The sequence below is a fragment of the Pseudomonas sp. 3MAES_34.3B genome, assembly GCF_058145875.1.
On the sequence record NZ_CM176960.1, the window covers coordinates 3,975,095 to 3,990,117 of the forward strand.

At 63.5% G+C, this 15,023-nt stretch carries 12 protein-coding genes; 8 read left to right on the forward strand and 4 right to left on the reverse strand.

Annotation, left to right across the window (positions count from 1 at the left end; translation table 11 throughout):
* On the reverse strand, positions 1–537 hold the full coding sequence (locus AC3Z8Y_RS17620) for a DUF2059 domain-containing protein (protein ID WP_181111569.1): 537 nt from the start codon (positions 535–537) through the stop codon (positions 1–3).
* Positions 538–715: 178 nt separating this feature from the next.
* Here AC3Z8Y_RS17620 and AC3Z8Y_RS17625 point away from each other — a divergent pair, with 178 nt between their 5' ends.
* Positions 716–2,110: a class II fumarate hydratase gene (locus tag AC3Z8Y_RS17625; protein WP_490086912.1), complete on the forward strand. Its 1,395-nt coding sequence runs from the start codon at positions 716–718 to the stop codon at positions 2,108–2,110.
* A 72-nt stretch (positions 2,111–2,182) separates the two neighbouring features.
* Positions 2,183–2,395, forward strand: coding sequence for a DUF6316 family protein (locus AC3Z8Y_RS17630; RefSeq protein ID WP_490086913.1), 213 nt, complete (start codon positions 2,183–2,185; stop codon positions 2,393–2,395).
* A 110-nt stretch (positions 2,396–2,505) separates the two neighbouring features.
* On the opposite strand, the gene AC3Z8Y_RS17635 is transcribed toward AC3Z8Y_RS17630, so the two are convergent.
* A complete protein-coding gene (locus AC3Z8Y_RS17635) occupies positions 2,506–2,931 on the reverse strand; it encodes a VOC family protein (protein ID WP_490086914.1) in 426 nt (141 codons plus the stop codon).
* A gap of 56 nt (positions 2,932–2,987) precedes the next feature.
* Positions 2,988–4,475 (reverse strand): polyphosphate:AMP phosphotransferase, encoded by a 1,488-nt coding sequence (pap, locus tag AC3Z8Y_RS17640; RefSeq protein ID WP_490086915.1) that lies wholly within the window; start codon positions 4,473–4,475, stop codon positions 2,988–2,990.
* An 81-nt stretch (positions 4,476–4,556) separates the two neighbouring features.
* On the opposite strand from pap, the gene mnmC reads away from it, so the two are divergent.
* From mnmC to AC3Z8Y_RS17655, 3 genes are all read left to right on the forward strand, one after another.
* On the forward strand, positions 4,557–6,536 hold the full coding sequence (mnmC, locus tag AC3Z8Y_RS17645) for a bifunctional tRNA (5-methylaminomethyl-2-thiouridine)(34)-methyltransferase MnmC2/FAD-dependent 5-carboxymethylaminomethyl-2-thiouridine(34) oxidoreductase MnmC1 (protein ID WP_490090028.1): 1,980 nt from the start codon (positions 4,557–4,559) through the stop codon (positions 6,534–6,536).
* A 122-nt stretch (positions 6,537–6,658) separates the two neighbouring features.
* A complete protein-coding gene (locus tag AC3Z8Y_RS17650) occupies positions 6,659–8,446 on the forward strand; it encodes a sensor domain-containing phosphodiesterase (RefSeq protein WP_490086916.1) in 1,788 nt (595 codons plus the stop codon).
* A gap of 118 nt (positions 8,447–8,564) precedes the next feature.
* Complete coding sequence (locus AC3Z8Y_RS17655) at positions 8,565–8,927, forward strand: EAL domain-containing protein (protein ID WP_490086917.1); 363 nt, start codon at positions 8,565–8,567, stop codon at positions 8,925–8,927.
* A 92-nt stretch (positions 8,928–9,019) separates the two neighbouring features.
* Here the strand turns inward: AC3Z8Y_RS17655 and AC3Z8Y_RS17660 are convergent, their stop codons facing one another.
* The gene (locus AC3Z8Y_RS17660; RefSeq protein ID WP_490086918.1) at positions 9,020–9,883 is read right to left on the reverse strand and encodes an RHS repeat-associated core domain-containing protein; all 864 of its coding nucleotides are present in this window, start codon (positions 9,881–9,883) and stop codon (positions 9,020–9,022) included.
* Positions 9,884–10,207: 324 nt separating this feature from the next.
* Between AC3Z8Y_RS17660 and AC3Z8Y_RS17665 the strand changes: the two genes are divergently transcribed.
* From AC3Z8Y_RS17665 to AC3Z8Y_RS17675, 3 genes are all read left to right on the forward strand, one after another.
* Positions 10,208–11,980, forward strand: a complete 1,773-nt coding sequence (locus AC3Z8Y_RS17665) for an N-acetylglutaminylglutamine amidotransferase (protein ID WP_490086919.1) — start codon at positions 10,208–10,210, stop codon at positions 11,978–11,980.
* A gap of 3 nt (positions 11,981–11,983) precedes the next feature.
* A complete protein-coding gene (ngg, locus tag AC3Z8Y_RS17670) occupies positions 11,984–13,729 on the forward strand; it encodes an N-acetylglutaminylglutamine synthetase (RefSeq protein WP_490086920.1) in 1,746 nt (581 codons plus the stop codon).
* Positions 13,730–13,823: 94 nt separating this feature from the next.
* Entirely contained in the window at positions 13,824–14,999 is a 1,176-nt protein-coding gene (locus AC3Z8Y_RS17675; protein ID WP_490086921.1) for an osmoprotectant NAGGN system M42 family peptidase, read from the forward strand.
* Positions 15,000–15,023: the final 24 nt, after the last annotated feature.

Consider the following 15,023-nt stretch of genomic DNA (forward strand, 5'->3'; position numbering starts at 1 on the left):
TTACTTCTTCTTGGCGGGCTCGGCACCCTTCGCCGCATCGTCGGCCTTGGGCGGGGTGATTTCAGCGGTCATGTCGGCAAGCAGCTTGTTTACCACTGGCACGGCAGGCTCCAGGTGTTGCTGGCTCAGCTCCACCGACTGCTGGGTAACCTTGGGCATGGTCTGCAGCACTTTCTGCCCCAGCGGCGATTTGTAGAACTTGACCAGGTCTTTGAGCTCCTGCTCGCTGAAGTTGTCGGTGTACAGCTTGATCATGTCCGGCTTGACCTTGTCCCAGCCAATGGCCTGGTCCAGCGCGGCGTTGGCCTTGGCCTGGTAGCTTTCCAGGGTGGCCTTTTTCGATTCTGGCGCGTTGGCCTGGGCGAAACGCTGGGCAAACATCTGTTGCACCTGCATGTACACCGGCGTGCCGAGCTTGTCCGCATGAGCCATCATCAGGAAGGCTTCCGCGCTGGCGTTGTGGCTGGCGGTATCGGCCATCACCGGCCCGGCGCAGGCCAGAACGGCCGCTGTGCAAAGGGCGCGAACTCGATTCATCGGTTTTCCTTACTATGGCGATTGGGGCAAACCCCGGAGCGGGCCATTCTGCGCCCAACCCAACCGGCCACTCAACCCTCACTGACGAGCGCCAGCCCGGGGCAGTGCCGAAAACAGGGAACCCCGCCCGCTGGAATGCGCCTAAACTGGCTGTCGAACCTGCACGAGCGAGAACGCAATGACCCGCATCGAAACAGACAGCATTGGCCAGATCGACGTCCCCGAAGACTGCTACTGGGGCGCACAAACCCAGCGTTCGCTGATCAACTTCGCCATCGGCGAGCAGCGCATGCCGCTGGACGTGGTGCACGCCCTGGCGCTTATCAAGAAGGCCGCGGCCCGGGTCAACAGCCGCAGCGGCGACCTGCCGCCAGATGTTGCCAACCTGATCGAGCAAGCCGCCGACGAAGTGCTGGCGGGCGAGCACGATACCCAATTCCCTCTGGTGGTGTGGCAAACCGGCAGCGGCACCCAGAGCAACATGAACGTGAACGAGGTGATCGCCGGGCGTGCCAACGAGCTGGCCGGCCAAGGCCGCGGCGGCAAGAGCCCGGTGCACCCCAACGACCACGTGAACCGTTCGCAAAGCTCCAATGACTGTTTCCCCACGGCCATGCACATCGCGGCGGCCAAGGCGGTGCAGAACGACCTCTTGCCCGGGGTAGCGGAGCTTTCAGCAGGCCTGGCCGAGCTGTCGGCGCGCCACATGCAGTTGGTGAAAACCGGCCGCACCCACATGATGGATGCCACGCCTATTACCTTTGGCCAGGAGCTGTCGGCGTTCGTCGCCCAGCTCGACTACGCGCAGCAAGCCATTCGCGCTGCCTTGCCGGGCGTGTACGAGCTGGCGCAAGGCGGGACCGCCGTGGGCACAGGCCTGAACGCGCCGTCCGGGTTTGCCGAGGCCATTGCCGCGGAAATCGCGGCGCTGTCGGGCCAGCCCTTTGTGACCGCCCCGAACAAGTTCGCGGCCCTCTCCGGCCACGAGCCGCTGGTCACCCTCGCGGGCGCGCTGAAAACACTGGCCGTGGCCCTGATGAAACTTGCCAACGACCTGCGCCTGCTGGGCTCGGGCCCACGCGGTGGCTTGGCCGAGGTGCGCTTGCCGGCCAACGAGCCTGGCAGCTCGATCATGCCGGGCAAAGTGAACCCTACCCAATGCGAGGCGCTGTCGATGCTGGCGTGCCAGGTACTGGGCAACGACGTGACCATCGGATTCGCCTCCAGCCAGGGCCACCTGCAGTTGAACGTGTACAAGCCGGTGATCATCCATAACCTGCTGCAATCCATCCGCTTGCTGGCTGACGGCTGCCGCAACTTCAATACCCACTGCATCGCCGGCCTGGAAGCCGATGCCGACAAGATGGCCGAGCACCTGGAACGCGGCCTGATGCTGGTGACCGCGCTCAACCCACACATCGGCTACGACAAGGCCGCGCAGATCGCCAAGAAGGCGTATGGTGAAAACCTGACCCTGCGCCAGGCCGCGCTGGACCTGGGCTACCTCACCGATGAGCAGTTCGACCAATGGGTACGGCCCGAGAACATGCTCGGCGCCGGTAGCCAAGGCTAACAATGCCCTGCCCTGCCCGCCGGTTTGGCGGGCAGGCCACACCTTCGGCTTTCAGTTCGTTCGGAGATCACCATGTTCGGCAAACGCGCAGAAGAACCCGCCCCCGCCACTCACTTTCGCAGTGATCGGTTCACCCTGATCAACGGCAACTTTTTCTTCAGCACCCGGGAAAACACCCTCGAAGGCCCCTTCCCCAGCCGGGAAGAAGCGCTACGGGAGAGCGAGATGTATATAGAGCGTACCGCTGGGCATAGCCGCAATCCGGAACAAGCGCAGAGCGCGTAGCGATTCATTCGCGAGCTGGCGCCGGATGGCCGGCCCCGCCGCTTCCCACAGAGTGAACTGCGAGGGCGTAGGGGATGGGCGAAGCCGCAGGCGGAGCTCGCGAATGAGGGCTACACAGCAAACAACTGGCTCATGTCCTTGAACGCCTTGAATTCAAGGGCATTGCCGCAGGGGTCGAAGAGGAACATGGTTGCCTGTTCGCCCACCTGCCCCTGGAACCGCACATAGGGTTCGATCACGAAGCGCGTTTCCCGAGCGCGCAGGCGGTTGGCCAGGGCCTCCCACTCTTCCCAACCCAGCACGATGCCGAAATGCGGCACCGGCACGTCGTGGCCGTCCACGGCGTTGGTGTGGGCGGCCTCCTGGGAGGCGGTGCGCGGGTGTTCGTGGATCACCAACTGGTGGCCGTAAAAGTTGAAATCGACCCAATGATCGCTGGAGCGACCTTCCGCCAGGCCGAACACTTCGCCGTAGAAGTGCCGGGCAGCGGGAAGGTCGTAAACCGGAATGGCCAGATGGAAAGGCGACAAGCTCATGGTGGTGTCCTTGAACAGTGCTGGAAGCCCATCCATCGCTCAAAGCCAGGCATAAGTCAACGGTGCTTACGGAAAGCCTTCTCCAGGGCGTCGTTGATTGTGCGTAACACCTTCACCCGCGCCCAGCGCTTGTCATTGGCCTCGATCAGCGTCCACGGGGCAATTTCGGTGCTGGTACGGTCCACCATATCGCCCACGGCCTCCCGGTATTGCGGCCATTTGTTACGGTTGCGCCAGTCGTCCTCGGTGATCTTGTAGCGCTTGAACGGCGTTTCCTCCCGTTCCTTGAAGCGCTCCAGCTGGGTTTGCTCGTCGATCGCCAGCCAGAACTTCACCACCACCACCCCGGCGTCGGTGAGCTGCTCTTCGAAATCGTTGATTTCGCTATACGCACGCAGCCAGTCCGCCGGCTGGCAGAAGCCTTCTACCCGCTCCACCAGCACCCGGCCATACCAGGAGCGGTCGAAGATGGTGAACTGCCCCCGCGCCGGGATGTGTCGCCAGAACCGCCAGAGGTAGGGCTGTGCGCGCTCCTCTTCGGTGGGCGCAGCAATGGGAATGATGTGGTACTGCCGAGGGTCCAGCGCCGCCGCTACCCGGCGGATCGCACCACCCTTGCCGGCAGCGTCGTTGCCCTCGAATACCGCCACCAACGCGTGCCGGCGCATGTGCTTGTGACGCAACAGCGTGGCCAGCCGGGCCTGCTCCTCGATCAGTTGCTGCTGGTAGTCGCTTTTGTCCAGGGCCAGGGTCATGTTCAGCGCGTCGAGCAGGGTGCGCTGGTCCAGGCTGTCGCCCAGCGGCGTGACGGCCTGCTGAACGGGCTGCTCCGGCGCGTTTAACCGGGCCTGCAGGCCTTCAAGCAGGATCTTGCCCACGGCCAGGCTGCGGTAATTGCTGTCCTGGCCCTCGATCACGTGCCAGGGCGCGTATTCGCGGCTGGTGCGGCGCAATACACGCTCGCCGTAGCGCACGAAGCGGTCGTAGGTTTTCGATTGCTGCCAATCCAGAGGGCTGATGCGCCAGCTGTGCAGGGGGTCGTCCTTGAGCGACTTGAGCCGGTGTTTCATCTGCTTCTTGGACAGGTGGAACCAGAACTTGAAGATCAGCGCGCCTTCATCGCAGAGCATCTGCTCCAGCCGTTCGGCCTGGTTGATCGCCTGGTCCAGTACGGCGTCCTTGAAGTGACCATGCACACGGCCCTGGATCATCTGGCTGTACCAGTTGCCGAAGAACACGCCCATGCGGCCCTTGGCGGGCAGCTGCCGCCAGTAACGCCATACCGGTGGGCGGGCCAGTTCCTCATCCGTCTGCTGGTCGAAGGTGCGCACCTCGATCAGGCGCGGGTCCATCCATTCGCTGAGCAGCTTGACGGTTTCGCCCTTGCCCGCGCCCTCGATGCCGTTGATCAGCACGATCACCGGAAAGCGGCCTTGCTCCTTGAGTTCGTATTGCGCTTCCAGCAGTGCCTGGCGTAACGCGGGCACCGCGGCCTTATAGGTTTCATCGTCCACGGCATGGCCGATCTCGGCGGATTCAAACATGGGTGACCTCCCTTGGCTGCTTATCTGGACAGCGCCTTGTGGCAGAATGCTGCGCCCGTTCGAAGCCGACCCCTCAAGCCCATGCCCAGCGCTATCACCCCCGCCCAGCTCGACTGGGACGAAAACGGCCAACCGCGTTCCCGCGTGTTTGGCGACGTGTATTTTTCCAGCCAGGCGGCGTTGGAGGAAACCCGCTACGTATTCCTCGAGCAGAACCGCCTGGAGGCCCGCTTCGCTGCGCTGGCTGACGGAGAGCACCTGGTGATCGGTGAAACCGGCTTTGGCACGGGCATGAACTTCCTCGCGGCCTGGCGGCTGTTCGACGCTACTGCCAGGCCAGGCGCGCGCCTGCACTTCGTGAGCACCGAAAAATACCCGCTTACCCGGGACGACCTTCAGCGGGCGCTGGCGCTGTGGCCTGAGCTCGCCCCCTGGGCCACTCAGCTACTGGGGGCTTACCAGGCTATTCACGTAGGTGCGCAGCGGCTGGTGTTCGCACAGGGGCAGGTAACCCTGACCCTGCTGATCGGCGACGCCCAGGCCCAGTTGAGCCAGCTGAGCGCACAGGTGGATGCGTGGTTCCTTGACGGTTTCGCCCCTGCGAAGAACCCGGACATGTGGACCCCCGAACTGTTTGCCGAGGTGGGGCGGCTATCGCAGGAAGGCACCACCGTTGGCACCTTCAGCGCGGCGGGAACGGTGCGCCGGGGACTGATTGCGGTGGGCTTCAAGATGAAACGGCTGCCAGGCCAAGGCAAGAAATGGGAAATCATGCGGGGGGATTTCATCGGCGCTCCGGATGTTGCCGCCGCCCCCACCGCCAAGCCATGGTTCGCTTACCCCCCTACGGTACCGGGCCCACGCGAAGCATTGGTGATCGGTGCCGGGCTGGCCGGCTGCGCCACGGCCTACAGCCTGGCGGTGCGGGGCTGGAAGGTCACCCTGCTGGAGCGGCATGGGCAGATCGCCCCCGAAGCGTCGGGCAATCCGCAGGGCGTGCTGTACCTCAAACTCTCCGCCCATGGCACCGCACTGTCGCAACTGATCGTGAGCGGTTTCGGTTATACCCGCCGCTGGCTGGAACGCTTGCAACAGGGTTGCGATTGGGACGGCTGCGGCGTACTGCAACTGGCAACCACCGCTGCCGACGCCACCCGCCAGCAAGCCCTGGCCGATGCTTTCGCCCCGGGGTTGCTACGCCTGGTAAGCGCCGCCGAGGCCAGCAGCCTTGCAAACGTCCCCCTGCCCTCTGGTGGCCTGTATTTTCCGGAAGGTGGCTGGGTGCATCCGCCTTCCTTATGCGCAGCCTTGGTCGCCCATCCGGGCATCACGGTAAAGCCTCATCAGGACGTGCTGCGCCTGGAACGAGTGAACGAGCGCTGGCAGGCCATGGCCGGGAATGAAGTGCTCGCCAGCGCCCCTGTCGCAGTGCTGGCGTGCGCGGCGCAGGTGCGTGCCTTCGAACACACGGCCGAGTTGCCACTCAAGCCTATACGCGGGCAGATCACCCGCTTGCCCGCTACTGCTCAAAGCAAGGTCCTGAGCACCGTGGTGTGTGCCGAAGGCTACGTAGCACCGGCGCGGCTGGGGGAGCATACCCTGGGCGCGAGCTTCGACTTCCAGCGCCTGGACAACGAACCCAGCTTTGCCGAGCACACGCAGAACCTCGCGCTGCTGGAGGGCATTTCACCTGACCTGGCCCGGCGCCTCGCCCCGGCTGCGCCTGAGCAACTGGATGGCCGGGTGGGCTTGCGCTGCACCAGCCCGGACTACCTGCCCATCGTGGGCCCGGTGGCCGATACCGCCGCCTTCAATCAGGCCTATCAGGCATTGCAGCGCAACGCCCGAGCAGCCTGTGACGCGCCTTGCCCCTGGCTGCCAGGGCTTTATGTAAACAGCGGGCACGGTTCGCGCGGGCTGATTACCGCCCCGCTGTCGGGTGAACTTATCGCTGCCTGGCTTGAGCATGAGCCGCTACCGATACCCAGCAATGTCGCCGAAAGCTGTCATCCGAATCGTTTCAGTGTGCGGAAATTATCCAAAGGCGCCGGCAAAGGTTGACCCGGCGCTGCCTCCGACCGATGGCACCTGCAGGATAGGCTAACGCAGCCGATACGCTGTAGCATGAGAGGGCATTCTGATATCACGGACCCGATCCCCTCGTCCGCAGCGGAAAACACCTGATGATCCAGCCACCGCCGATGCCGATCAACGAAGCAGCCCGCCTGCGTCGTGTAGCGGAGCTCTGCCTGCTGGAGGGCACGCAGGACCCGGTATTCGAAGACATCGTCGAGCTGGTGCAAGACTATTTCAACGCGCCTATCGCCTTGATCTCCATCCTCGAAGAGCAGCGGCAGTGGTTCAAGGCCAGCCGCGGCATTTGCGCGCAGGAAACCCCGCGGGACGTTTCTTTCTGCACGTATGCGATCCTCTCGGACGAGTTGTTCGTGGTCCCTGATGCACACCTGGATGACCGTTTTTGCCAAAACCCCTTGGTTACCGGTACGCCGGGGATCCGGTTTTACGCCGGGATGCCGCTGATTACCGAAGACGGGCTGGGCCTGGGCAGCCTCTGCGTGATCGACAACACGCCACGCCCTCCACTTACGCCACGTGAAGAGGCCGCGCTTCGCCGCTTTGCCGCGCTGGTGATGCAGCGCATCGCTACGCTTCGCGCCTTGAACTTCCACGACCCGCAAACCGGCATGCTGAACCGTGCCCGGCTGGAGCAAGACATCATCAGCCGGCGCGGGCAGGCAGCGCAGTCGCTGGTGGCCATCGACATGGTGTCGCCGCAGATGCTCAACGACATCGTTAAAGCGCTGGGCTATCAGTTCTCCCAGGACCTGATGCTCGCCATGCGTGATGAGCTGGCCGCGGTGCTGCCCGCGCACACGGCCATCTACCGGATCAGCCAAACCCGCTTCGGTTTTTTCCTGGACAGCCACCGTGGCGCCAGCGCCGATACGCTGTTCGCTGGCGTGGTGCAGCGGTTCAAGCGGCCGCTGATGTGCGCCGGCATCCCGATCCAGACGCAGATCGGTATCGGCGCCATTGAACTCACCGCTGCCCAGGCGAGCCTGCCAGACTGGCTACGCATGGTGGTCAGCGCTTCGGACGATGCCCGCACCAAGGGCCAGGGCTGGTGCTGGTATCAACCCGGGCTGGGGCGCGCTCAACAGCGTGCCTTCATGCTGCTGAGCGCGCTGGCCGAAGCCATGCAAAGCCCCGAGCAATTGCGCCTGGCGTACCAGCCACGCTTCGACGCCAATACCGGCGACATGCTTTCGGTGGAAGCCCTGTTGCGCTGGGAACACCCGTTCCTGGGTGCGGTAAGCCCGGCCGAGTTCATTCCGCTGGCCGAGCGCACATCAATGATCCGCCCGCTCAGCCTGTGGGTGATCCGCCAGGCCGTGGATCAAGCCAGCCGATGGCACCGCCTGGGCCGAAGCTTGAAGGTATCGGTCAACGTGTCGGCCGAAGACCTGGACGGTAGCCAGTTCACGGACAGCTTGCTGGCCCTGCTGGCCGAAAGCGGATTGCCGCCCGAGTTGCTGGAACTGGAGTTCACCGAGAGCGCCCTGTGCCAGAGCCCCGAGCTGGTGCGCGAACAGCTTGAGCGGCTGCGGCTGATCGGTATCGACGTGGCCATCGACGACTTCGGTACCGGCTACAGCAACTGGACCTACCTGCGCCAGCTGCCCGCCACTGCCGTGAAGCTGGACCGCTCGTTGATCTGCAACATCGGCAACGACGAACGCGACCGCCGCCTGGTCGAAACCCTGATCGGCCTTGGCCTGCGCCTGGGCTATCGGATCGTGGCCGAAGGCATCGAATCCGCCGACACGCTGGAAATACTGCGCCGCGCGGGGTGCCATGAAGTGCAAGGCTTCCACCTGGCGCGCCCGATGGAGCTCGATGCGCTGGAGGCTTGGCGGCAGGGGCTACAAGCCCTGGGGGCCGGACGGTAGCCTTTCTTTAGCCCATACAGCGCGTGGCCCCGTCGCGGCCAAGGCCGGCTGCTACAGGGGTAAGGCGAACACTGTAGCAGCGCGCCTTGGCGGCGATCGGCCCGGCAGGGGCGCAGGTTTGCGACCGCTTGAGCGGCTGCGGCTGATCGGTATCGACGTGGCCCTCGACGACTTCGGCACCGGCTACAGCAACTGGACCTACCTGCGCCAACTGCCCGCCACGGCGGTAAAGCTGGACCGCTCGTTGATCTGCAACATCGGCAACGACGACCGCGACCGCCGCCTGGTCGAAACCCTGATCGGCCTTGGCCTGCGCCTGGGCTACCGGATCGTGGCCGAAGGCATCGAATCCGCCGACACCCTGGAGATCCTGCGCCGCGCGGGGTGCCATGAGGTGCAAGGTTTCTACCTGGCCCGGCCAATGGAGCTCGATGCGCTGGAGGCTTGGCGGAAGATATCAGCGATGGCGGTGCCAAATTGAATGCCAAGTGACTAACTAGCAGCGATAGGCATGCGCGCTATCACATAAAACAAGTCACGTCATATAGGGCCATTAAAAATTAAAAGCACACTCTAAAACCTTCCATTTTTAATAGCCTTTTTAACATCATCACCATATATATGGTGTCGCATCTTATAAACCTGACGATCGTGCCTTCTTGTAGGATCACTAAACTTTGCCGTACCTCTCCGGGCTCTCGGAAAATTTTTATAAAGCCCATTTTCAAGTCGTGAAAACAGCTCCGGAAGCGGACCTTCTAGATAAAAATTAGCGTTACGACTAAAAACCATCTCCTCATGTACATTTCTAGCCTCCCGAGGGTTCATCCCCGTCAGATGCCTGTATGCGTCAGCGTGCATAGGAAAGTGCTCATCAATAGTCTTCCCAATAACAAGCATATGACTATGCGGATTAAAAAAATCACTAATTACAGGCAAAGCATCAGCCACTTTTTCTGCGGACTGCAAGAACAACTTTTCTCGGATGGGCGAGGCACTGTCGAGCATCACCTTAGACGTCTTACCAAGAGCCTCGACGTCCCAAGGCTTTAAATACTCGGCAAGATTCTTCACAACTCCGTATTGGCTGAATGCCGTTTCAAAGATACCCGCAGCCAAGGCACCTACGGGAGCATGCCCAGTCGGATCTCTGCCATTCACCGGGTCCACACCACAAAACCCATACGCATTGATCCCACCCCGCCCAAACGGGCTCCAACTGTCCGGTGAGTTAAACCTCCTTAGCGATGGGATATAGCCACGATACCCTGCGCCTAACATATACAGCCCGATCCCTTCACCCCGCTCGCCATGCAGCCCGGCACCGGCGAAGCCTCGGGCAGCGTTGCCCCAGGGGCACAAACGCAACGCCTCGGCGCGGCCTCCAGCAGTGAGCCTTTTTTTGACGGTGGTCGAGGAGTCGGTGGCGTAGAGCATGGTGGCACTCCAATGGATATGTGCAGAGACTAACCAAGGTGGAGCAGTTGCCAACCTGGCAGAACTGTGAGGTTGACGGAGGCGAGGCAGGATGCAGGTCGCGGCTAAGGCCGGCTGCTACAGGGGCAAGGCGAACGGAACGATCCGCCCCCTCCCGCCCTCCAACAAGCCAAGCCCCTGCCAGCGCTTCGCCGCCGCAGGGCCCCTGCGCTACTGGCTGAATACGCCGTGCGCGATCTGGCTTGTGCCTGATTTTTCGTTTTCCAGGCGCATCGCCCGCACGTCCCCAGTAGCGCGAAAACCTATAGCAAAGGTTCAAGCTACATGTGTGGAATCGCAGGAGAGTTTCGTTTCGACCGCCAGCCGGCCGACCTTGGCGCCATTGAGCGCATCACCCATCACCTCGCCCCGCGTGGCCCGGATGCGTGGGGTTTCCATAGCCAGGGGCCGATTGCCTTCGGCCACCGTCGCCTGAAAATCATGGACCTGTCCGACTGCTCCGCGCAGCCGATGGTCGACGGCCAGCTGGGCCTGGCGCTGGCCTTCAACGGCGCCATCTACAACTACCCCGAGCTGCGCAAAGAGCTGGAAGCGCTGGGCTACAGCTTCTACTCCGACGGCGACACCGAAGTGCTGCTCAAGGGCTATCACGCTTGGGGCGAGGCCTTGCTGCCCAAGCTCAACGGCATGTTCGCCTTCGCCGTGTGGGAGCGGGACAACCAGCGCCTGTTCCTGGCCCGCGACCGTTTGGGTGTAAAGCCGCTGTACCTGACCCGCAACGGCAGCCGCTTGCGTTTCGCCTCCGCCCTCCCCGCCTTGCTCAAAGGCGGCGATATCGACCCCATGCTGGACCCGGTCGGCCTTAACCACTACCTGAACTTCCATGCCGTGGTGCCCGCGCCCCGCACCATCCTCGCCAACGTGCAGAAATTGCCAGCGGCCACCTGGATGCGGATCGACGCCGACGGCACCACCGAGGAAAAAGTGTGGTGGACCCTGCCCTACGGCCCCACTGCCGAGGAAAGCGGCCTGAACCTGGAAGGCTGGGTGGATCGCGTATTGGATGCTACCCGCGAAGCCGTGGCCATCCGCCAGCGCGCGGCCGTGGACGTGGGCGTGCTGCTTTCGGGTGGCGTGGATTCCAGCATGCTGGTTGGCCTGCTGCGCGAAGTGGGCGTGGAGGACCTCTCCACCTTCTCGATCGGCTTCGACGACGCCGGCGGCGAGCGTGGCAACGAATTCGAATATTCCGACCTGATCGCCCGCCACTACGGCACGAAGCACCATCAGCTGCGCATTGCCGAGGGGGAAATTCTCGACCAGTTGCCAGCCGCCTTCCGCGCCATGAGCGAACCGATGGTGAGCCACGACTGCATTGCCTTCTACCTGCTGTCCCGCGAGGTCGCCAAACACTGCAAAGTGGTACAGAGCGGCCAAGGCGCGGATGAGCTGTTCGCCGGTTACCACTGGTACCCGCAAGTGGATGGTGCCAGCGACCCGTATGCCGCGTATCGCAAGGCCTTCTTCGACCGCGACTACGCCGAGTATGCCGACACCGTGCAGCCGCGCTGGCGCCTGGATCATGACGCCGCGGGTGACTTCGTTCGCGAGCACTTCGCCATGCCCGGCGCCGATGCCGCCGTGGACAAGGCGCTGCGCCTGGACAGCACCGTGATGCTGGTGGACGACCCGGTCAAGCGGGTGGACAACATGACCATGGCCTGGGGGCTGGAAGCGCGCACCCCATTCCTTGATTACCGGCTAGTGGAGCTGTCCGCGCGCATCCCTGGCCAGTTCAAACTGCCAGGCGGCGGCAAACAGGTGCTCAAGGAAGCCGCGCGGCGTGTGATCCCCAGCGAAGTGATCGACCGCAAGAAGGGATATTTCCCCGTGCCGGGCCTCAAGCACCTGGAAGGCGCAACCCTGGGTTGGGTACGGGACCTGCTGATGGACAGCAGCCACGACCGAGGCCTGTTCAACCCTACCCGCATCGATGCCCTGCTGACCGATCCACACGGCCAGCTGACCCCATTGCACGGCTCCAAGCTATGGCAGTTGGCGGCGCTGAACCTGTGGCTCAGTGAACAAGGAATCTAAGTTATGAAAGCCCATCCACATTCCGTCAGCCAGCGCCTGCAACGCGGCCAGCCACCGTCCTATGAACGCCTGCAGGCCATGTGTGCCGAGGACGGCGTGCCGTTGGCCGACAGCCCGCGCCCGTTGCACTGCGGCTGGGGCCGCTTGCTGATGGGCCATACCTGGCCTTCGCCGCAGGAACTGGCGACCGAACTGTTGCAGGAAAGCCCAGGTGAGCGCGACATCGCGCTGTATGTGGCAGCGCCTCAGCAGGTATTGGCCCAGGCCCCGCAACAGCTGTTCCTGGACCCTTCCGATACGCTACGCCTTTGGTTCAACGACTACCGCCCGGCGCAGCGGGTGTTTCGTGGGTTTCGCATCCGCCGCGCCTGCACCGAGCACGACTGGGAAGCGATCAACCAGTTGTACCGCAAGCGGCGCATGCTGCCAGTGGACCCGGCGCTGCTTACGCCCCGCCACCAGGGCGGGCCGGTGTACTGGCTGGCCGAGGATGAAACCGACGGCAGCGTGATCGGCAGTGTGATGGGCTTGAACCATCGCACCGCTTTCCAGGACCCGGAAGGCGGCAGCAGCCTATGGTGCCTGGCCGTGGATCCGCGGTGCACCCGCCCTGGCGTGGGCGAAGTGCTGGTGCGCCACTTGGTAGAGCACTTCATGAGCCGCGGCCTGAATTTCCTGGACCTGTCGGTGATGCACGACAACCGCCTGGCCAAGAACCTCTACGCCAAGCTGGGCTTCCGCACGCTGCCTACCTTCGCGGTGAAGTGCAAAAACAGCATCAATCAGAAACTGTTCCTGGGCCCGGGGCCGGCTGCGGACTTGAACCCCTATGCACGCATCATCGTCGACGAGGCTTACCGTCGCGGTATCGACGTGAATGTGGACGATGCCGAGCATGGGCTGTTCACCCTCAGCCATGGCAGGCGGCGGATTCGTTGCCGGGAGTCCCTTTCCGACCTCACCAGTTCCATCAGCGTGATGCTGTGCCAGGACAAGAGCCTTACCCACAAGGTGCTGGCGGCGGCGGGCCTGTCATTGCCCGCGCAACAACTGGCTGGCAGCGCGGACGACAACCAGGACTTCCTCGAAGAGCACGGCCGCATTGTGGTCAAGCCGCTCGACGGCGAGCAAGGCATGGGCGTGGCGGTGGACCTGCGTACGCTCGAAGACGTGCAGGCCGCTATCGAGGTGGCCCGCCAGTTCGACAGTCACGTGCTGCTGGAGAGCTTCCATGAAGGCGCCGACCTGCGCATTGTGGTGATCGGCTTCGATGTGGTCGCTGCTGCCATCCGCCGCCCCGCGCAGATCGTCGGCGATGGCCAGCACAACATTCGCGAGCTGATCGAAGCGCAGAGCCGCCGCCGCCAAGCAGCTACCGGTGGAGAAAGCCGTATTCCGCTGGACCGGGAAACCGAGCGCACCGTCCAGGCGGCCGGGTATGACTACACCAGCGTGTTGCCCAAAGGAGAAGCCCTGGCGGTGCGCAAGACAGCCAACCTGCACACGGGCGGGCATCTGGAGGACGTGACCGATATCCTTCACCCGGTGCTGCGCGAGGCGGCGATCAATGCGGCGCGCGCCCTGGACATCCCCGTGGTGGGGCTGGACCTGCTGGTGCCGGCCGCCGACCAGCCCGAGTATGTGTTCATCGAGGCCAATGAGCGGGTTGGCCTGGCCAACCACGAGCCGCGCCCTACCGCGGAACGCTTCGTGGATTTGCTGTTCCCACATATACAGCCTGTGCGCTGAAGACGCGCGCCCCTGGCTGCGGGCGCCACCTTGCCCTTGCAGCGCCCGGCAGGGCCTGCAAGCGGCCCTTGCGTATCCTCCGAGGAGAGAACAGATGTCGAAAATCCCCGAACCGGATATGAACTATCTGCGCAAAGTGCTGCTGGAAATGCTGGCGATCCCCAGCCCCACCGGCTTCACCGACACCATCGTACGTTACGTGGCCGAGTGCCTCGATGGGCTGGGTATTCCGTACGAACTCACCCGCCGCGGCACCCTGCGCGCCACCCTCAAGGGCAAGCACAGCTCGCCCGACCGGGCCGTTTCCTCCCACCTGGACACCATTGGCGCCATCGTGCGGGTGATCCAGGACAACGGCCGCCTGGGCCTTGCGCCCGTGGGCTGCTGGTCCAGCCGGTTCGCCGAAGGCAGCCGCGTGAGCGTATTCACCGACAACGGCATCGTGCGTGGCAGCGTGCTGCCCCTGATGGCGTCGGGGCATGCCTTCAACACCGCCATCGATCAGATGCCCATTACCTGGGATCACGTGGAATTGCGCCTGGACGCATACTCAGCCACCCGCGCGGATGCCGAGGCGCTGGGCGTGAACATTGGCGATTTCGTGGCCTTTGACCCGTTGCCGGAGTTCACCGACAGCGGCCATATCAGTGCGCGGCACCTGGACGACAAGGCCGGCGTGGCTGCGGTGCTAGCGGCCCTGAAGGCGATTGTGGACAGCGGTGTTGAACCGCAGATCGACTGCCACCCGTTGTTCACCATCACTGAAGAAACCGGCTCCGGTGCCGCCGGGGCGCTGCCTTGGGATGTGAGCGAGTTCGTGGGCGTGGATATCGCCCCGGTGGCTCCGGGCCAGCACTCGAGCGAGCACGCGGTGAGCGTGGCCATGCAGGATTCCAGTGGCCCTTATGACTATCACCTGTCGCGCCACCTGTTGCGCCTTGCGCAAGACCACGCGCTGCCGGTACGCCGCGACCTCTTCCGCTACTACTACAGCGACGCCCACTCGGCGGTCACCGCCGGCCACGACGTTCGCACCGCCCTGCTGGCCTTCGGCTGCGATGCCACCCACGGCTACGAGCGCACCCATATCGACAGCCTGGCCGCGCTCAGCCGCTTGCTGGCTGCCTATATGCTCAGCCCGCCAGTGTTTGCCAGCGATGCAGACCCGGCGAATGCGTCGCTGACCAAGTTCAGCAAGCAGATCGAGCATGAGGCCCATATGGCGAACGACACCCGGGTGCCGGCCGTGGACGAAATCATTGGCAAGTGACTGTTTGACTGAGAACGATGGTTA